Raw genomic sequence first — 18,323 nt, 5'->3', positions numbered from 1 at the left:
CGTTTCTGCGGGGAGCCGTGTCCATTCTGGGGATGCGTGAGGCTATTTGCTGTTGGCCGTTTCGCCGTTGCTGTTCCCCTTGGAATGTACGGTGAGCCTCTTCACGTGGGGAAACATCTGAAAAGCATCAGCGCTGGGGCTCTGCGGATCGTTGTCGACGATCTTCTTTTCCATGCTCATTCCCTCTTCTTGCCAATTGAGGCACATACTGCTTGCGCGCCCTTGGCCCAGGATGACCTTGATCCAGGATGACACTGCCCCGAGTCCAGGGCAACCCCTCCCATTACATCCTGTGGGGCTCGCTGTCCGATCAGACGGCCGAGTGCCGCACCGCCGGCTTGACCGAAGGATCGTCTGGCTGGTGATCAGCCCATGACGACTGGCAGTTGTCCGCCCATCCACAGAACCCGATTCGGCGCCGACCATCACATGGGCTCTCATCCATCCTGGACAGCGTGAACCAACCCCTCCCGGAACCCTCCCCGTCGGCAAAGTCCTCCTTGCAGCCCTCTCTGGTGGAACGCACCCGGCGCGTCACAAGGTCCGTCCCACAGGCGGTCGCGTGCCGTCGGACGGCCGCCCATATCTGGGGTCTGCACGTACTGAGCTCCGATGCCACCGAAGACGACTGGCCGGTAGAGCTCATAGCCCCTGGCCACTTGGCGATCCCCGGTTGCGTCACCCACGTGACCACCTTGCCCGCCGCCGACATCACGGAGCACAAGGGCGTCCGCCTCACCACCCAGGAACGCACAGCCCTCGATTGCGTCCGCTGGCTTCCCCGCATGGAGGCTGTGGCCGCCCTGGACCAGTTCCTCCGTCGCGGAGTGGACCTGGAGGCCCTCTGGCACCAGTCCACCTCATGGCACCTACGCGACACGCTCAGCCTCGCCGACCAGGGCGCCGGCTCACCCCGGGAGAGCTGGCTCCGTGTGATCCTCGTGGACGGCGGCCTCCCCAGACCCACCACCCAGATCCGCGTCCCCCTGGCGGACGACCGCTTCGCCTACCTGGACCTCGGCTGGCCGGACTTCCGGGTGGCGGTCGAATACGACGGCCAGCAACACCACACGTCGTCCGCCGACCAACTCCACGACGAGCGACGCCGCGCGGAGCTACGTAGCCTCGGCTGGCGGATCATCGCCGTCCGCCGAGACGTCTTCCCCGGCCAGACCGCCGACCTCCTCCATCAGGTGGCGGACACCCTCATCCAGCAGGGCTGGCAACCAGGCGCTCGCCAGACGGTCCGCATCCTCGCCCGCATCAGGGCCGCTCGCCGCCGCCGGCAACGCTGAAGGCGGGAATCGTATCCGGTTCCCGCCCTTCTTCGACTTTCAGCGTGCGGTGGTGAACAGGAACGCGCTGTCCTGGACGGCCTCCACGCGGTGACGGTGTTCGGGCATGATCAGCAGATCGCCCGGCAGCGCGTCCCACGAGTCAGGCCCGGCGACAAGCCGCACGTGCCCGTGCAGCACCTGCACCGTGACCTCGCCAGGATGCTCGTGCTCGTGGATGTGCTCGCCCTGCCGCAACGCCATCACGGTCTGCCGCAACGAACGATCGTGTCCACCGTGGACAGTGGTGGCACTGCGGCCACTGTCCGCCTCACGGGCGAGCGTGAGGTGATCGCGAACGAGCGCGGTCAGCGGAACCTTGGTCATGACCGCGGCGCGCGGCGGTCTCGCCGGGCTTCCAGTTCCTCCGGGCTGACCGGGATCAGCATCGGCTGCCCCGGTGCGCAGAACATCGTCACCACGAACTGTGACTCCTCGTCGGCGAGGTGGTTGCCGTCCTGGTAGTGGATCACGTCCCCACCGGGCTCCCAGAACGTCTCACCGGGCCGGACGACCCGCACGGGGTCGCCTTCGAGCTCGAAGTTGACGGCTCCCTTGATCACGTACCCGTACGCGGGTCCGGAGTGGCGGTGCGGCGGCGCACCGGGGCTGTTCGGGGGCAACGTGACCAGGATCGTCATCGCCTCGGCTCCCGCCGGCGCGGGCGGCGCCCCCGGTACGGTGCCGACCACGTCGAGCTTCGGCGGCGGGCCGCTCTTGTCGGAGTTGTCGAGGTGGTGGGTGTGATCGGTTTTCATGGGGTTTCCCTTCGCGGGACAGTGGCCGGCTCGATCCGGCCGTTCACCAGCTCAGACAAGACAGCACTTCGATGTGTGACAACGCTTGGAAATCTCATTCGCGCAGTTCAGAGGGCCAGCATGGCCATGAAGGCCATGCTGGCCGCCATTCCCGCCGAGCACGCATCCTGCTGGGTGAGCGCCCTTGGATCCGCGCCCCGTTCAGTCAGGACGCGGATGAGCCGCGCGCAGGTCCAGGCCAGCCCGATGACCAGGGCCACCGTGGCCAGTGACCCGCCTCCATGCGCGTGCCCAGACGAAGCGCCGGCGGGAGCAGGCCCGCTGAACGCCGTCAGCACTAAGAGGAGGGACATGACCACGAAGTCCTGGATGTGATGACCGGTCTCCGCGCGGCGGGAGGGGGAGCCGCAGAGCCAGGCGGCGGTCAGCAGGGCCGGAGCGAGGGTCAGGACGCAGCCGACCGATACCGCCATCGTGTGGAGGAAGGCATGCATCAGAGCGGCCAGATGCTGCTCGTTATCCGAACTGGCCGGGCTGGTAGCCGCCGGCGGGCTGCTGGGTGATGACGTTCAGTCGGTTGAAGGCGTTGATGAGGGCGATGAGGGATACCAGGGCGGCGAGTTGGTCCTCGTCGTAGTGCTTGGCGGCGTTCGCCCAGGCATCGTCCGTGACGCCACCGGCCGCGTCGGCGATGCGGGTGCCCTGCTCCGCCAGCTCCAGGGCGGCGCGCTCGGCGTCGGTGAACACCGTGGCCTCCCGCCAGGCCGCGACCAGGTTGAGGCGTACCGAGGTCTCTCCGGCGTGTGCGGCGTCCTTGGTGTGCATGTCGGTGCAGAAACCGCAGCCGTTGATCTGACTGGCGCGGAGCTTCACCAGTTCCCGCGTCGCGGCCGGCAGCGTCGAGTCCACGATCACCTTGTCCGCCGAGATGATGTGCTTCAGGACCTTGCCTGCGATCGGGTTGCCGAAGAGGTTCAAGCGGGCATCCACGATGTACTCCTTGCCGTTGTTGGTGGGGTTACGTCCGTCTAGACAGGACAGCCCGGCAAGTTGTGACAGGAACGCCCCCGCAGAGCAGACGCGGTACGAGCCCGCGTCTACAGGCCGGCTGGCTCGCGATCACCCCATGAGGACCAGTCGGCCGAACGTCTGACTGGCCATCACCCCATGACGACCGGCAGTTCCTTGATGCCGTTGATGAAGTTCGACCGCAACCGCCGCGCCTCACCCGTCTGCCGCAGCCGTGGATACCGCCGGGCCAGTTGCTCGAACAGCACCCGCAGCTCCAGTTTCGCCAGGTGGTTGCCCAGGCAGAAGTGCGCCCCGCCGCCCCCGAACCCGATGTGCGGGTTCGGGTCGCGGCCGATGTCGAACACCTCGGCGTCCGGGAAGACGGAAGTGTCCCGGTTCGCCGACGAGTAGAAGACCACGACCTTGTCGCCCTCGCCGATCTGCTGCCCGCCCAGCACCGTGTCCGCCGTGGCCGTGCGCCGGAACAGGTTCACCGGCGACACCCACCGGACGATCTCGTCGGACGCCGTCCCCGCCAGGCCCGGGTCCGCCACGAGCCGCTGCCACTGCTCGGGATGCTCGAAGAGCGCGAGCATCCCGCCGGAGGCCGCGTTGCGGGTGGTCTCGTTGCCGGCGACCACCAGCAAGAGGACGAACAGGTCGAACTCATCTTCGCCGAGCGTCTCGCCGCTCTTCTCGTCGGGCTGGATGAGCTTGGTGACGATGTCGTCGCGCGGGTTCGCCCTGCGCTGGGCGGCCAGTTGGTTGGCGTACGCGTACACCTCCATGGCCGCCGCGCCGCCCTCGTCCGGGGAGGAGGCGTAGTCGGGGTCCTGCGCGCCGATCATGCGGTTCGACCAGTTGAAGATCTTGTCCCGGTCGGTGACCGGGGCGCCGAGCAGTTCGCAGATCACGTAGAGCGGCAACGGGGCCGCCACCTCGGTGACGAAGTCCGCCTCGCCCGAGCACTTGTCGAGAAGGTCGTCGCAGATGTCCCGGATGTGCTGTTCGAGCGCTCCAATCGTGCGCGGTGTGAACCCCCGGTTGACCAGCGAGCGTCGGCGCGTGTGCTCCGGCGGGTCCTGGTTGAGCATCATCAGCCGCTGCAGTGCCCGCTGCTCCTCGGTGACCTCGTTGAAGAGCGCCAGCTTCCTGGAGGAGGAGAACAGGTCCGAGTGCCGGGACACATGTACGACGTCCTCATACCGGGTGACCGCCCAGAAGTCGGGCTCGTCCTGGTGCCGGTATACGGGCTCATTGGCGCGCAGCCAGCGCAACTGCTCGTGTGGTGGGCCGGAGGTCGCGTAGTGGTCCTGGTCGACAAGGTCAATATGCACTCGAACTCACCTCGGGCCTATGGAGTGATCAAGCGCTTGGTTAAGCATCTTGTTGAAACGTGTTCTATTACGCTCCGCCGCCTCAGTCAACCGCCCGCCCCGCCATCATCCCGACCCCTGCCACCCGGCTCACGACAACCCCAAGCGCGCTGGGGGAGGTCGCCTTTTGTCCAGTCAATCCGTGATCATGCTAACTCGTCCACCCATCGGTTCAGTCGTCCGCCTCCCACCCTCTCGTCCGCCGATCTGCCCGCTCCCGGCCGCGTCGTGGGCGACCCTCGTCCGCTCGCCCCTGGTCCGGTGGCGCGTATGTCGTAAACGATTTCATCTCCTGGGCCGGGTTGGCCGGATTCATCGGGTGTTTGGGGCTCTTTTAGGGAGATTTACCCGTTAAGCGAGGCATGTGGTGGAGGCGGATGGGGAAGGCTGCGGGGTGGATGGCCTCGGCTCCGCCTAGTGATTCGCGCTAGACATCCGAGGATCTATCGGTTGCGCAGGCGAAAGGAGTCCGGTATGTGGACGCTATGCCATCCGATGTATGCGACTAGGATGTGATGAATCTGCGAGGAATGTCGGCTGTCGGCTGGATGCTGCAACCGTTTGTAGTGCGGCTTCGCCGTCAGCTCGATCTCACGGATCCGATGTATCGGCGCGTGAAGGCTTGACAGGTCCCATCGAGGCCGACCAGCATCGGGCTAGATACATCCGATGTATGACTTAAGGATGCGGTGTGAAGCTGCTGCGAGTAGGACCTGTCGGCCAGGAGCGCCCGGTGGTGATGGATGGCGCCGGTAACCTGCGCGACATCGGAGAGCCCGAGATCGATGGGGCTTTCCTCGCTTCCGGGGGAGTGGCGCGCGTCCGAGACGCGCTCGAGCGCGATGCGCTGCCGGTCATCGCGGCCGAAGGGTTGCGTGTCGGCGCTCCTGTCGCGCGGCCAGGCAAGATCGTCTGTATTGGCCTGAACTACAGCGACCACGCGGCCGAGTCCGGCGCGGAGGTTCCGGCGGAACCGGTGGTCTTCATGAAGGCCGCCAACACCATGGTCGGCCCGTACGACGAGGTGCTCGTGCCGAGGGGCAGCCTGAAGACCGACTGGGAGGTGGAGCTGGCCGTCATCATCGGGAAGCGGGCCCGCTACCTGGGCAGCCGGGAGGAGGCGCGCGACGTCATCGCGGGGTACGCGGTGGCCAACGATGTCTCCGAACGCGAGTTCCAGCTGGAGCGGGGCGGCCAGTGGGACAAGGGCAAGTCGTGCGAGACGTTCAATCCGCTCGGGCCGTGGCTGGTGACCGCCGACGAGGTGCCCGACCCGCAGAATCTGGCCATGCGGCTGTCGGTGAACGGTGAGGTGCGTCAGGACGGCGTCACGAAGAACATGATCTTCGATGTGGCGGAGATCGTCCGGTACCTGAGCCAGTTCATGGTGCTCGATCCGGGTGACGTGATCAACACCGGCACTCCGGCCGGGGTGGCCATGGGGATGCCCGGCCAGCCGTACCTGCGGGCGGGTGACGTGATGGAGCTGGAGATCGAGGGCCTCGGCCGCCAGCGCCAGACGGTGGGCCAGGCATGACGACTCCCACCACACCCAGCGGCTACCGGATCGTGGAGATGGAGACGCACGACATCCGCTTCCCCACGTCCCGCGAGCTGGACGGCTCCGACGCCATGAACCCCGACCCCGACTACTCCGCCGCCTACGTGGTCCTCAAGACCGACGACGGCTACGCGGGGCACGGGTTCGCGTTCACCATCGGGCGCGGCAACGACGTGCAGACCGCGGCGATCAGCGCCCTCGAGCCCTACGTGATCGGCCGGGACGTCGAGGACCTGGGCGCCCTCTACGAGGAGATGGTCTACGACTCGCAGCTGCGCTGGCTGGGCCCCGAGAAGGGCGTCATGCACATGGCGATCTCCGCCGTGGTCAACGCGCTGTGGGATCTGAAGGCGAAGCGGGCGGGCAAGCCGCTCTGGCTGCTGCTGTCCGAGATGACGCCCGAGCAGATCGTCGATCTCGTCGACTTCCGCTACCTGAGCGATGTCCTGACGCCCGAACAAGCCCTAGAAATCCTGAAAAAGGGCGAAAAGGGGAAGGGGGAGCGGATCGAACGCATCAAGCGTGAGGGGTACCCCGCTTACACCACCTCGCCGGGCTGGCTCGGGTACGACGACGACAAGTTGCGCAGGCTGTGCAAGGAGGCGCTCGACGCGGGCTTCGGCCAGATCAAGCTCAAGGTGGGCGCCGACCTCGACGACGACATCCGACGTTTCCGGGTGGCCCGTGAGGTGTGCGGGGCCGACTTCCCGATCGCGATCGACGCCAACCAGCGCTGGGACGTGCCCGCCGCCATCGACTGGGTGAACGCTCTCCAACAGTTCAACCCGCACTGGGTGGAGGAGCCGACCAGCCCCGACGACGTGCTGGGCCACGCCGCCATCGCCGCGGGCATCAAGCCCATCCCGGTGGCCACGGGCGAGCACGTGCAGAACCGGATCGTGTTCAAGCAGCTCCTGCAGGCCCAGGCGATCTCGTACCTGCAACTGGACTCGGCTCGGGTCGGCGGTGTTAACGAGAACATCGCGATCCTGCTGCTCGCGGCCAGGTTCGGCATCCCGGTCTGCCCGCACGCCGGCGGCGTCGGGCTGTGCGAGCTGGTGCAGCACCTGTCGATGTTCGACTACGTGGCGGTCAGCGGCACGATGGAGAACCGGGTGATCGAGTACGTCGACCACCTGCACGAGCACTTCGTCGACCCCGTGGTCATCCAGGACGGCCGCTACGCCGCCCCCACCTCGCCGGGCTTCAGCGCGGCGATGCACCCCGAATCGATCGCCGCCCACAGTTTCCCCGGCGGCGAGGTCTGGAGGGACGCATGAGTCTCAAAGCGATCGTCACCGGCGGCGGCTCCGGCATCGGCCTGGCCACCGCCACGTTATTGGCCGAGCGCGGCATGAAGGTCGCCTGCCTCGACGTGAACCCGCCCGGCGACCCGTTCATCGGCATCAAGGTGGACGTCACGGACGACGCCGGCGTACGCGCGGCCGTGGCCGAGGCGGCCGCGCGGCTCGGCGGCATCGACGTGGTGGTCAACAACGCGGGCATCGGAGCACAGGGCACTGTCGAGGACAACCCGGACAGCGAGTGGCAGAAGGCGTTCGACGTCAACGTCTTCGGCATGGTCCGCGTGACCCGGGCGGCCTTGCCGTACCTCAGGCAGTCCGAGCACGCGGCGGTGGTCAACACGTGCTCGATCGCGGCCACCGCGGGCCTGCCGAACCGGGCGCTCTACAGCGCCACCAAGGGCGCGGTCCTGTCGCTCACGCTGGCGATGGCGGCGGATCACGTACGGGAAGGCATCAGGGTCAACTGTGTCAACCCGGGCACCGCGGACACCCCGTGGGTCGGCAGGCTGCTCGACTCGGCCGACGACCCGGCGGCGGAGCGGGCGGCGCTCAACGCCAGGCAGCCGATGGGCCGGCTGGTCAGCGCGGAGGAGGTGGCCGCGGCGATCGCGTACCTGGCCGGCCCCGAGGCCGGGGCCACGACCGGGACCTCGCTCGCGGTCGACGGCGGCATGCAGGGGCTCCGGCTGCGGCCGGTCAACTAGGGCATTCGAGGGCCGGGCAGGCAAGGCAATCGAGGAAGGTAACCCCCCACCATGAAATTCGGTTCTTTAGCCGCAGGCGCGGCCCTCCTCGCGGTCATCACCGCGTGTGGTTCCGGAGCTCAGACGGGAGGTGGAGGCGGCGGCGGGAAGATCGGCATCGACCACCCGCGCGCCGACTCCGACTTCTGGAACTCCTACATCAAGTACGTCCCGCAGATGGCCGGCGAGCTCAAGGTCGACCTGATGCCCGCCACCAACTCGCAGAACGACGTGACCAAGCTGGTCAACAACGTTCAGGCGCTGATCGGCCAGGGGGCCAAGGCGATCGTCATGGCCCCCCAGGACACCGGCGCGATCGCCACGACCCTCCAGACGCTGGCGAACAAGAAGATCCCCGTCGTGACCGTCGACACCAGGCCGGACAAGGGTCAGGTCTACATGGTCGTACGCGCGGACAACCGGGCGTACGGGACGAAAGCCTGCGAGTTTCTCGGCGAGAAGCTCGGCGGCAAGGGCAAGGTCGTCCAGTTGATGGGCTCCCTGAGCTCGATCAACGGGCGCGACCGGGCCGAGGCGTTCCGCGAGTGCATGAAGAGCAAGTTCCCCGGGATCACGGTCTTCGAGGAGCCGACCGAGTGGGAGGGCAGCAAGGCCGCGTCCATGCTGCAGACCAGGCTGGAGCAGAACCCTGACATCAAGGGGATCTACATGCACGCCGGTGGCGTGCACCTGGCCCCGACGCTGCAGGTGCTGAAGCAGAAGGGCCTGCTCGTCCCGCCGGCCGACGCCAAGCACGTGTACGTGGTGTCGAACGACGGCATCCCGCAGGAGTTCGAGGCGATCCGCAAGGGCGAGATCGACGCGACGGTGTCACAGCCCGCCGACCTGTACGCGAAGTACGCCCTCTACTACGCGAAAGCGGCGATCGACGGCAAGACCTTCAAGCCTGGACCGACCGACCACGACAGCACGATCATCCAGTTGCCGAACGGCCTGGAGGACCAGCTTCCCGCCCCGCTCGTCACGAAGGACAATGTGGACGACAAGAGCCTTTGGGGCAACCAGGTCAAGTGATGAAAAATCACATTGAAGCCCGAAATATCGTGAAGCGCTTCGGCCCGACCGTCGCGCTGAACGGCGCGGGCATCACGATCGCCGAAGGGGAGACCCACGCGCTCGTCGGCAGGAACGGCGCGGGAAAGTCCACCCTGGTGTCGATCCTCACCGGGCTCCAGCGGCCGGACGAGGGCGAGGTGCTGTTCTCGGGAGAGGCGGCGCCCGCCCTCGCCGATCGCGACGCCTGGCGGCAGCGGGTCGCCTGTGTGTACCAGAAATCGACGATCATCCCGGCGCTGACCGTCGCCGAGAACCTGTTCCTCAACCGCCAGACCGCCAACGGCATGATCAATTGGCGGGCACTCCGGGCAAAGGCCCGCGAACTGCTCAGCACGTACGAGGTGGACGTGGACGCCGAGGCACTCGCGAGTGACCTCAACGTCGAACAGCGCCAGCTCGTGGAGATCGCCCGCGCGCTGTCGTTCGGCGCGCGGTTCATCATCCTCGACGAGCCGACCGCCCGGCTGGACGGCCCGGCCATCGAGCGGCTGTTCGCCCGCATGCGGGCGCTGCGCGAGCAGGGCGTGACGATGATGTACATCTCCCACCACCTCGATGAGGTGTACGAGATCTGCCAGAGTGTCACGGTCTTCCGCGATGCCCGGCAGGTGATGACCAGACCGGTCGCCGACCTGCCGCACGACGAGCTGGTGTCGGCGATGACGGGCGAGGCCACGACGGCGTACGAGGCCAGGACCCGCGGCGCGGCGAGCGGCACCGTGGTCCTGTCGGCGGAGAGCCTGTCGCTGGCCGGCCGCTTCCAGGCGGTGGATCTGGCCGTCAGGACAGGCGAGGTGGTCGGCCTGGCCGGGTCCGGCAGCAGCGGCAAGGTGGGCCTGGCCGAGACCCTGGTCGGCCTGCACAAACCCGACTCGGGCACGGTCACGGTCAACGGCACCCGGGTCAGACCGGGCGACGTCCCGGCCGCGCTGGGCGCGGGCCTTGGCTTCGTGCCCGAGGACCGCAACCGCGAGGGTTTCGTCCCCCTGCTGTCGGTCGGGGAGAACGGCACGCTGCCGATCGCCCGCAAGCTCGGCAGGTACGGCCTCATCTCACCGGCGAGACGCAGGAGCAAGGCCGTACAACTGATCAAGGAGCTCGACATCAAGACCGAGGGGCCCGACCAGCCCGTCGGCGACCTGTCAGGAGGAAACGCGCAGAAGGTGGTGTTCGCCCGGGCGCTGGTCGACAACCCGGCCGCGCTGGTGGTGATCAACCCGACCGCGGGCGTCGACGTCAAGGCCAAACAGGCCCTGCTCGGCGCGGTCGAGGACGCGGTCGAGCGGGGCGCGGGGGCCGTGCTGGTCTCCGACGAGCTCGACGACCTGCGTATCTGCGACCGGGTGCTGGTGATGTTCCACGGCAGGGTCGTGAAGGATGTGCCGCGTGGGTGGACCGACCACGAGCTCGTGGCCGTGATGGAAGGCATCGAAGAGTGACCACGACAAGAGTGACCACACTGACCGCGCCACCCCCTCGCGTGCGCCTCGCCAGGTTCCGGGACCTGACGCTGGTGCCGGTGATCCTGATCCTGCTCGTCGTGGGCGCCTTCCTGGACCCGATCTTCCTGTCGGTCGGCAACCTGACGAACGTGCTCCAGCAGCAGGCGTCGATCTCGCTGCTGGTGCTGGCCGAGGCGCTGATCCTGATCGCCGGCAAGTTCGACCTGTCGCTGGAGTCGACGGTCGGCATGGCCCCGGCGATCGCGGTGATGCTGGTGATCCCGGCGTCGGCCGGCGGGTTCGGGCTCGGCCTGCCCGGGCCGTTGGTGATCCCGCTCTGCCTGCTGGTCGGGGCGGCGATCGGGGTGTTCAACGGGTTCCTGATCATCAAGTTTCAGCTGTCGGCGTTCATCGTCACCCTGGCCATGCTGATCATCGTGCACGGCCTGCAACTGGGCCCGACCGAGGGCAAGACGCTGTTCGAGCTGCCCGAATCCATTCTCTACCTGGGCAGCGCCGTCTGGTTCGGCCTGCCCGCGGCGATCTGGATCGCGGCCGTGCTGTTCGCGGCGGGCATCGCCGGGCTCGGCTACTTACGGCTCGGGCGCGCGCTCTACGCGATCGGCGGCAACGCCGACGCGGCGCGGGCGGCGGGCATCCGGGTGGACCGGGTGCTCTGGGGCGTGTTCATCCTCGGCGGCACGCTGGCGGCGCTGGCCGGTGTCCTGGAGACCGGGCGGCTCGGCGCCATCGGCTCCAACCAGGGCGTGGGCTGGATCTTCATGGTGTTCGCCGCGGCCGTCATCGGCGGCGTCAGCATGGACGGCGGCAAGGGCACGATCCTCGGCGCGCTCACCGGCGTGCTGGTGATCGGCCTGGTCCAGAACATCCTCACGCTCAAGGGCGTCTCCGGCTTCTGGCAGCCGGTCGTCTATGGCTGCATCATCTTGATCGCTCTCATCATCAGCCGCATCGCTGGCGGAAAGGCCCAGGACTGATGGAACGGATCGCACTGCGTACCCGGCTCAAACCCGGTAACGAGGAGACGTACGACCGGGAGCACGCGCAGATCCCCGCCGAACTGGACGCGGTCATGCGGGCGAACGGTGTGCACTCCTGGCGCATCTTCCGCGACGGACTCGACCTGTTCCACTTCGTCGAGGTCGACGACTACGCCGCGCTGCAGGCGGCGCTCAAGGACGATCCCGCCGACCAGGCGTGGCAGGTGCAGATGAACCGGCTGCTCGACGGCGACTTCGACAAGGGCGCCGGAACTCTCGCCCTGGTCTGGGAGATGACGTGATCAAGCTGCCCCACCACGGCTTCGGGGCGGCGCCGATCGCCGGGCTCTACCAGGCGGTCAGCGACGAGCAGGCGCGCGCGACCGTGGACGCCGCCTGGGCTCATGGCGTGCGCTTGTTCGACACGGCCCCGCACTACGGGGTCGGCCTGTCGGAACGCCGCCTCGGCGCCGCCCTCGCCGGTCGCCAGGACTACGTGCTCTCCACCAAGGTCGGCCGCCTGCTCGTCCCCTCCGGCGGGGGCGGCCGGGACGGGCAGGGCTTCGACGTACCGGCTGCCTTCGAGCGCGTCTGGGACTTCTCGCGCGACGGCGTACGGAGATCGCTGGAGGAGTCCCTCGAACGGCTCGGCCTGGACCGCGTCGACATCGCCCTGATCCACGACCCGGACGACCACGTCGACCAGGCGCTCACCGAGGCGTACCCCGCACTGGCCGAACTCCGCTCGCAGGGTGTGATCGGCGCGGTCGGCATCGGCATGAACCAGTGGCAGGTGCCGCTGCGGTTCGTCCAGGAGACCGACATCGACGTGGTCATGCTGGCCGGCCGCTACACGCTGCTCGACCAGTCGGGGCTCCCGCTGCTCGACGCCTGCGCCGACCGGGGCGTACGCGTGCTGGCGGCGGGCGTCTTCAACAGCGGCCTGCTGGCCACCTCCACCCCCGCGGGCACCTACGACTACGAGCCCGCCCCCACCGAGATCCTCAGCCGCGCCGGACGGATCGCCAAGATCTGCGAGAGGTACGGCGTGGAGCTCCCGCAGGCGGCCATGGCCTTCCCGCACCGGCACCCGGCGGTCGCCTCCATCGTCATCGGCGCCCGCTCACCGGAGGAGATCGCGACCAACGCCGCGCTCTGGGATCGTCCGGTCCCCGACAACCTGTGGTCGGAACTGGAGGCCGAGGACCTTCTCCCACGATCGAGCTAGCCGGCGTCGGCTGAGCCGCCATTGACGTGGCCGGCTCAGCCGCCGTGAGCGTGGCCCGGCTCAGCCGTCGTAGGCGTAGTTGGCGATCCACAGCCCCGGGATCACCTCCACCTCGTCGAGGCCCACGAACCCCAGCCGCTCGTACAACGTCCGTGCCGGAGTGTTGTCCCGGCCGGTCGACACCACGATCCTGCGGCCATCCGCCCGGCTCATGACCTCCTCGACCAGCGCCCGGCCCACCCCCCGCCGATGCGCCCCGGGATCGACCACCAGCCGGTCGATGTCCACCTCATCCACCGTCTCGTCCCACGCGATGGCCCCCACCAACAGCTCACCCTCGTCGAACGCCCCCACCCACCTCAACGGCCGCGCCCGCAACTCCTCGAGCGTCTCACTCAACGGAGGAATGCGATCATCGCCGATGATCTTCGCTTCGATCGCATAAGCGGCATGCTGAACGGCCAGCAACCGGGGTCCCACCGACTCACCTTCGGGCGATATTTCGGAAATACGCATCCCCGGAGTATCCCCTAACCGATCTCCCACAACGCACTCACCGGCATCGCCCGCATCCGGTCACCGAACGAGTAGGTCTGATCGCCGATGTAGAGCACGAGCCCCGCGACGAAGTCGCCCCCAAGCCGGTCGGCCAGATGCCTCAGTCCTTTGAAATCCTCACCTCGTACGGTTGAGGCCGCCTTCACCTCGATCCCGATCACCTGGCCCTGCCGGTTCTCGAGAATCGCGTCGACTTCGACCTTGTCCTTGGTCCTGAAGTGGAACAGCTCCACTCTTTCCGACGACCACGTCAATTGGCGGGCGAGCTCCATCAGGACAAACCCCTCCAACAAGGGGCCGAACAGGCTGCCCGGTCGGACCAGGCCGCGCGGGTCGGCGCCGACCAGGTTCGCGGCAATGCCGGAGTCGACGCAGGCGACTTTGGGCGTTCCGACGGCCCGGCTGCTGATATTCCTCGACCACGCGGGGATGCGTTTGATCAGGAACACCTCTTCCAACAGGGCGAGGTGGCGGCGGACGGTGCTGGCCGAGATGCCGAGCTCGTTGCTCAGCCCGGCGCCGACCAGGAGCTGACCGGAGCGGGCCGCGACCAGCCGAACCAGGGCCCGCATTTCGGTGGTCCGTTCGATCTCGGTCAGTTGGCTGACATCGCGGGCGATCAGCTCGCCTACGTACGAGTCGAAGAAGTGCTGCCTACGCTTGGCGGTCGGCCGAGCGACAGCCTCGGGGAAACCGCCTCTGACGAGTCGTTCGGCGTAGTCGCCTCGCGAAATCTTGGACGTGTGATGCAGTGCGGCGCCTTCGGCGAAAACGGCATCCACGAAGCCGTCGGGAGTGCCGTCGATCTCGCCCTGGGAGAAGGGCCAGAGCTGGATGGTCTCCATCCGTCCGGGAAGCGTGTCGGGCAGTCCTCGTAGACCCAGCAGGCGGGACGAGCCGGTCAAGAGATAACGGCCCGCATTGATCGTGACGCACTGGCCGTGGTTTACCCAGCATGTCGGGACTCTCGATGCTCACGTCAGCCGGGAATCGGGAGGCCGAGGTATGTGAGGGGTCTGTTGAGGGAGCAGGTGAGCACGAACGCCAGGCTTTCGTCACTCTGTGTTGTCATATAACTACATTCTGCTGTTGAGTGGTGTCTGCCACTGCAGACGCTCCCACTCAGCAAAGGAACCCCCGTGACGACCCTCCTCCGCACAGCCGCAGTGTTGCTGGCCACGGCGACGGCCGCCGTCGGCCTGGCCCTACCCGCCTCCGCCGCCCCCACCGCAGCCACCGCCGCCACCGCCCAAGCCGTCGCCCCGCGGCCCTGCCCCAGAATTGTCGCGGTGTGTGCTTACACCGCGGCAGGCGCGCTCAAGCTCCTCTTCAACGACGAGCCCTTCATCGACCCGCCCATCGTCTGGGCGGCGAACAACACCCCCGACGCCTGGTGCTTCTTCTCGGCGCCCGGCTTCAGCGGCGACAGCCGCGAAGTCGCGCCGGGGGAGACCGTCGAGAACTTCGGCTTCGACGTCCTCTCAGCCCGCCCCGACGCGTGCATGTGATCATGAGCCTTCAGCTCCAGACCTGATCTCCGGCCGCTGAGGCCACACGCCGCCGGCCCCATGAGGGTCCGGCGGCGCTTCACGTTCAGCGGCGCCGCCGCCACGATCGTCATCTGCGGTTCTTGGCCGGACACGGAGGTGGGCGATGCCCATGTCCAGGGCGGCCTCCAGGTGAGTGGTCTCGCCCGTCGACATCTGGATCAGGACGCCGCCCTGGATGCCGGCGAGCAGGGCGGCCGCGGCCCGGTCGGGGTCGAGGGCCGGGTCGATCTCGCCGGCGGCCTGCATGTGCCGCACGCCGGTGGCGATCTCGGCCTGCCAGCGCCGCATCAGCTCGGTGACCACGGCCTGCGCGCCCGGTGTGGCGCCGCCCAATTGCGAGGTGACCGCGTTGAGCGGGCACAGACGGCCCTGCCGCCGGTAGCGGTCGACGACCTTGTCCCGCCACGACCGCCAGGCGGGCCAGGAGGTGAGCTCGCCGAGCTGGGGCTGCTGGTCCTCCAGTACGCGGTCGGCTTCGAGGCGGGCGACGGCGAGCAGCAGTTCCTCCCGGCCCCCGGGGAAGTAGTGGAACAGCTGGCTCTTGCTCGTCGCGGTCCTGGCCAGCACGTCGTCGAGGGCCGTGGCGGCCACGCCGTACTCGCGGATGTGCGCGGCCGCGCCGTCAAGGATGCGCTGCCGGGTCGCGGCTCCCTTACGGGTCAGCGTGCGCATGTGCTCCCTCCAGAAACTGGACCAACCAGTCCATACTAGCTTCGGCGTGGCGCCTCCGGTTTCTGGACTTGACAGTCCATTTTTGATTTCGCAGGCTGATGACCGGCGCGGCGCGGAAGGTGCGTCCCCGCTGCTCACGAACGGAGTGACACTCCCATGTCCATGAACCACTACTACCTGCTGGGACGCTCCGGGCTGCGCGTCAGCCGGCTGGCGCTCGGCACGATGAACTTCGGCACCGGCGGCTTTCATGCCTCCTACGGCAAGACCGAGGAGGAGGCCCGGCCCATCTTCCGCCGCTACCTCGAAGCGGGCGGCAACCTCATCGACACCGCCGACTTCTACACCGCCGGCGAGAGCGAGACGATTCTCGGCGGCCTCGTCGCGGAGGCGAAAGTACGCGACAGGGTGGTGATCACCACCAAGTTCACCAACAGCGTCGACCCCGGCGATCCGAACGCGGGCGGCAACGGCCGCAAACACATGATCAGAGCCGTCGAGGCGTCGCTGCGCCGCCTGCGCACCGACTACATCGACCTGTTCATGATGCACACCTGGGACCGGATCACCCCGGTTGAGGAGGTCGTACGGACCCTCGACGATCTCACCCGGGCCGGGAAGATCCGGTACGCCGGCCTGTCGGACGTGCCCAGCTGGTACGCGGCCCGCGCCCAGACCTACGCCGAGGCCCACTCCCTGGCGCCGATGGTCGCCCTGCAACTGCCCTACTCCCTCATCGACCGGACGATCGAGACGGAGCACGTGGCCATGGGGCAGAGCCTCGGCCTGGGCATCACCGCGTGGAGCCCGCTCGGCGGCGGCTTCCTCACCGGAAAGTACCGGCACGGCGACCAGGGCCTGGTCGGGGAGGGCCGGCTCAGCGGCGACGCGGGCGCGGCCGGAGGCTCGCGGACGGACCGCGAATGGCGGCTGCTGGCCACCCTCGAAAGTGTCGCGGGCGAGCTCGGCGTGACGATGGCGCAGGTAGCCGTCAACTGGGTCGCCACCCAGCCCGGGATCGCCGCCGCGATCGCCGGGGCGAGCAGCACCGGACAGCTGGCCGCGAACCTGGCCGCCCTCGACTTCGAGCTACCGGACGAGCTGCGCGCCAAGCTCGACGAGGCGAGCGCGGTGCCGCCCCGGTCGGTCTACCAGATGTTCACGCCGGACTATCAGAGCTGGCTGATCAGTCCTGGCGTCAAGGTCGGGGACAAGCCGGCCGGATACGCTCCGGCCGTACGCAACTGGTGAACGACGGGCGGGACCGCGCCTGACGACGCGGCGCCGCGACCGTCGGCAAGGTGCTGGGACTGAGCCGGCCGATAGCGGCGTGGTACAGCCTCGGTCACATTCGGTGCGTGGCCCGCCCGGTACCGCGCAATCGGTTGCCGTCCGGATCCCCGGCCAATCCCGGATTCTGGACCGGCCGGTAATGGGGGTGCTCAACCAGGGCAGCTTCTAGGTGCGCAGCGTGTGCCGACGACTGGAGGAAACATGATCGAGTTCGGTCAGCCCAACCCGGCGGCGGGCCCGCCGCTCGTCGCCGTCGAAGGGACGCCCCGTGAGATGGGGGCCGAGATCGGCCGCAGGACCAGCGACCTCGTCGAGCGGAGCCTGGCGACGTACCTGCGCAGGTTCCGCGACGACGCGGGGCTGTCGGACGCGGACGTGCTGCGCTGGGGCGCCACCTATCTCCGCGTGGCGCGCGATTACGACCGGACGATCGCGGAGATGATAGAGGGCCTGGCCGAGGGCGCGGGCAGGCGCGTCGAGCACATCACGGCGCTCAACGCGCGCACCGAGCTGCTCTACGGCACCGGCTACCACGACGAGGGCTGCACCTCGTTGGCGGTGCTGCCGCAGTACACGCGCGACGACCACACCCTGCTCGCGCAGAACTGGGACTGGCACCCCGAGCAGGGACCCGTCACGTTCCTGCTGGCGACCCGCGACACCGAGGGCTTCTCGGTGTTCACGCTGGCCGAGGCGGGCATGCTGGCCAAGAGCGGTCTGAACTCCGCGGGCCTCGGGGTCTGCGCCAACCTGCTCGTCTCCGACCGGGACACCGGGGGCGCGGGCGTGCCGTACCACTATCTGCTGCGCGGGGTGCTGAACGCGCCGCGCATGAGCATCGCGCTGCGCAGGACGCTGAACGTCACCCGCGTCTCCTCGGGGAACGTGCTCATCGCCGACGCCGGAGGCGAGGCGATCGATCTGGAGGTGGCGCCCGGCGTGTTCGGGCACCTGTTGCCGGAGGACGGCCTGCTGGCGCACTCCAACCACTTCCAGTGCCCGCTCCCGCTGCACGATGAGAAGGTGGCGGCCTCGGCGTTGACGCTGCTGCGGCCCGCGCGGGTCCGCCATCTGCTGGAGGACGCGGCCCGGGTACGGGCGTTGACCGTCGAGGACATCGTGGCCGCGCTGCGCGACCACTTCTCCTTCCCCGACGGGATCTGCCGCCACCGCGACCCGGACGCCGCGCAGGCGGACCTGTCCACCACGGTGTACTCGATCGTGATGGACCTCGACGAGCGCGTCCTGTCCATCGCGTCCGGCCCGCCGTGCGAGCACCGCTACGCGAGCTGGCGCCTGGACGACGTCTTCACACCCGACGCCGTGCCCGCCCTGCACTTCACGCCCGAGGAACCGGTCGGTGCCCTACGGGGGTGAAGATCGCCGGTCGGCGTCGACGGGAACGAAGAGGG

Annotated in this window: 21 protein-coding genes; 12 read left to right on the top strand and 9 right to left on the bottom strand. The window is 68.2% G+C overall.

Annotation, left to right across the window (positions count from 1 at the left end):
- Window positions 1–42: 42 nt before the first annotated feature.
- Window positions 43–174, bottom strand: a complete 132-nt coding sequence (locus AB0F17_RS35855; RefSeq protein WP_358031938.1) for a hypothetical protein — start codon at window positions 172–174, stop codon at window positions 43–45.
- 512 nt (window positions 175–686) lie between these two features.
- Between AB0F17_RS35855 and AB0F17_RS35850 the strand changes: the two genes are divergently transcribed.
- Window positions 687–1,295: a DUF559 domain-containing protein gene (locus AB0F17_RS35850; RefSeq protein ID WP_358031935.1), complete on the top strand. Its 609-nt coding sequence runs from the start codon at window positions 687–689 to the stop codon at window positions 1,293–1,295.
- A 39-nt stretch (window positions 1,296–1,334) separates the two neighbouring features.
- Here the strand turns inward: AB0F17_RS35850 and AB0F17_RS35845 are convergent, their stop codons facing one another.
- From AB0F17_RS35845 to AB0F17_RS35825, 5 genes are all read right to left on the bottom strand, one after another.
- A complete protein-coding gene (locus AB0F17_RS35845; RefSeq protein WP_358031933.1) occupies window positions 1,335–1,553 on the bottom strand; it encodes a hypothetical protein in 219 nt (72 codons plus the stop codon).
- A gap of 104 nt (window positions 1,554–1,657) precedes the next feature.
- Entirely contained in the window at window positions 1,658–2,092 is a 435-nt protein-coding gene (locus AB0F17_RS35840; RefSeq protein WP_358031930.1) for a cupin domain-containing protein, read from the bottom strand.
- A 107-nt stretch (window positions 2,093–2,199) separates the two neighbouring features.
- Window positions 2,200–2,565 carry a hypothetical protein gene (locus tag AB0F17_RS35835; RefSeq protein ID WP_358031929.1) on the bottom strand — a complete coding sequence of 122 codons (366 nt, stop codon included), beginning with the start codon at window positions 2,563–2,565 and terminating at the stop codon, window positions 2,200–2,202.
- Between the two features lie 43 nt (window positions 2,566–2,608).
- Entirely contained in the window at window positions 2,609–3,082 is a 474-nt protein-coding gene (locus tag AB0F17_RS35830) for a carboxymuconolactone decarboxylase family protein (RefSeq protein WP_358031928.1), read from the bottom strand.
- Between the two features lie 170 nt (window positions 3,083–3,252).
- Window positions 3,253–4,440 (bottom strand): cytochrome P450, encoded by a 1,188-nt coding sequence (locus AB0F17_RS35825; protein ID WP_358031927.1) that lies wholly within the window; start codon window positions 4,438–4,440, stop codon window positions 3,253–3,255.
- Between the two features lie 730 nt (window positions 4,441–5,170).
- Here AB0F17_RS35825 and AB0F17_RS35820 point away from each other — a divergent pair.
- From AB0F17_RS35820 to AB0F17_RS35785, 8 genes are read left to right on the top strand one after another with little or no spacing between them, the layout of a single operon-like run.
- On the top strand, window positions 5,171–6,016 hold the full coding sequence (locus AB0F17_RS35820) for a fumarylacetoacetate hydrolase family protein (protein WP_358031925.1): 846 nt from the start codon (window positions 5,171–5,173) through the stop codon (window positions 6,014–6,016).
- Window positions 6,013–7,320: an L-fuconate dehydratase gene (locus tag AB0F17_RS35815; protein ID WP_358031924.1), complete on the top strand. Its 1,308-nt coding sequence runs from the start codon at window positions 6,013–6,015 to the stop codon at window positions 7,318–7,320. The genes AB0F17_RS35820 and AB0F17_RS35815 overlap by 4 nt, the downstream gene beginning before the upstream one ends.
- Window positions 7,317–8,051, top strand: coding sequence for an SDR family oxidoreductase (locus tag AB0F17_RS35810; RefSeq protein ID WP_358031923.1), 735 nt, complete (start codon window positions 7,317–7,319; stop codon window positions 8,049–8,051). The genes AB0F17_RS35815 and AB0F17_RS35810 overlap by 4 nt, the downstream gene beginning before the upstream one ends.
- Before the next feature lie 51 nt (window positions 8,052–8,102).
- Complete coding sequence (locus AB0F17_RS35805; RefSeq protein ID WP_358031922.1) at window positions 8,103–9,125, top strand: sugar ABC transporter substrate-binding protein; 1,023 nt, start codon at window positions 8,103–8,105, stop codon at window positions 9,123–9,125.
- Window positions 9,125–10,606: a sugar ABC transporter ATP-binding protein gene (locus AB0F17_RS35800; protein ID WP_358031921.1), complete on the top strand. Its 1,482-nt coding sequence runs from the start codon at window positions 9,125–9,127 to the stop codon at window positions 10,604–10,606. The genes AB0F17_RS35805 and AB0F17_RS35800 overlap by 1 nt, the downstream gene beginning before the upstream one ends.
- The gene (locus tag AB0F17_RS35795) at window positions 10,603–11,607 is read left to right on the top strand and encodes an ABC transporter permease (RefSeq protein ID WP_358031920.1); all 1,005 of its coding nucleotides are present in this window, start codon (window positions 10,603–10,605) and stop codon (window positions 11,605–11,607) included. The genes AB0F17_RS35800 and AB0F17_RS35795 overlap by 4 nt, the downstream gene beginning before the upstream one ends.
- Window positions 11,607–11,912: an L-rhamnose mutarotase gene (locus AB0F17_RS35790; protein WP_358031919.1), complete on the top strand. Its 306-nt coding sequence runs from the start codon at window positions 11,607–11,609 to the stop codon at window positions 11,910–11,912. Before AB0F17_RS35795 ends, AB0F17_RS35790 begins: the two co-directional genes overlap by 1 nt.
- Complete coding sequence (locus AB0F17_RS35785; protein ID WP_358031918.1) at window positions 11,909–12,838, top strand: aldo/keto reductase; 930 nt, start codon at window positions 11,909–11,911, stop codon at window positions 12,836–12,838. The genes AB0F17_RS35790 and AB0F17_RS35785 overlap by 4 nt, the downstream gene beginning before the upstream one ends.
- Window positions 12,839–12,898: 60 nt before the next feature.
- Here AB0F17_RS35785 and AB0F17_RS35780 read toward each other — a convergent pair whose 3' ends face one another.
- Both AB0F17_RS35780 and AB0F17_RS35775 read right to left on the bottom strand, forming a co-directional pair.
- Window positions 12,899–13,318, bottom strand: a complete 420-nt coding sequence (locus AB0F17_RS35780; RefSeq protein WP_358031916.1) for a GNAT family N-acetyltransferase — start codon at window positions 13,316–13,318, stop codon at window positions 12,899–12,901.
- Between the two features lie 50 nt (window positions 13,319–13,368).
- Window positions 13,369–14,301, bottom strand: a complete 933-nt coding sequence (locus tag AB0F17_RS35775; RefSeq protein WP_358031914.1) for a DUF4143 domain-containing protein — start codon at window positions 14,299–14,301, stop codon at window positions 13,369–13,371.
- A 234-nt stretch (window positions 14,302–14,535) separates the two neighbouring features.
- On the opposite strand from AB0F17_RS35775, the gene AB0F17_RS35770 reads away from it, so the two are divergent.
- On the top strand, window positions 14,536–14,904 hold the full coding sequence (locus AB0F17_RS35770; RefSeq protein WP_358031912.1) for a hypothetical protein: 369 nt from the start codon (window positions 14,536–14,538) through the stop codon (window positions 14,902–14,904).
- Here the strand turns inward: AB0F17_RS35770 and AB0F17_RS35765 are convergent, their stop codons facing one another.
- Window positions 14,905–15,618 (bottom strand): TetR/AcrR family transcriptional regulator, encoded by a 714-nt coding sequence (locus AB0F17_RS35765; RefSeq protein ID WP_358031911.1) that lies wholly within the window; start codon window positions 15,616–15,618, stop codon window positions 14,905–14,907.
- A 156-nt stretch (window positions 15,619–15,774) separates the two neighbouring features.
- Here AB0F17_RS35765 and AB0F17_RS35760 point away from each other — a divergent pair, with 156 nt between their 5' ends.
- Window positions 15,775–16,869 (top strand): aldo/keto reductase, encoded by a 1,095-nt coding sequence (locus AB0F17_RS35760; protein WP_358031910.1) that lies wholly within the window; start codon window positions 15,775–15,777, stop codon window positions 16,867–16,869.
- A 243-nt stretch (window positions 16,870–17,112) separates the two neighbouring features.
- Complete coding sequence (locus AB0F17_RS35755; RefSeq protein WP_358031909.1) at window positions 17,113–18,288, top strand: C45 family peptidase; 1,176 nt, start codon at window positions 17,113–17,115, stop codon at window positions 18,286–18,288.
- Window positions 18,289–18,323 lie beyond the last annotated feature (35 nt).

The sequence above is a fragment of the Nonomuraea sp. NPDC026600 genome (assembly GCF_040638335.1).
Lineage (GTDB): Bacteria > Actinomycetota > Actinomycetes > Streptosporangiales > Streptosporangiaceae > Nonomuraea.
Note: the sequence above shows the minus strand (reverse complement) of the source record. Positions and strands in the feature narration are given on the sequence as shown.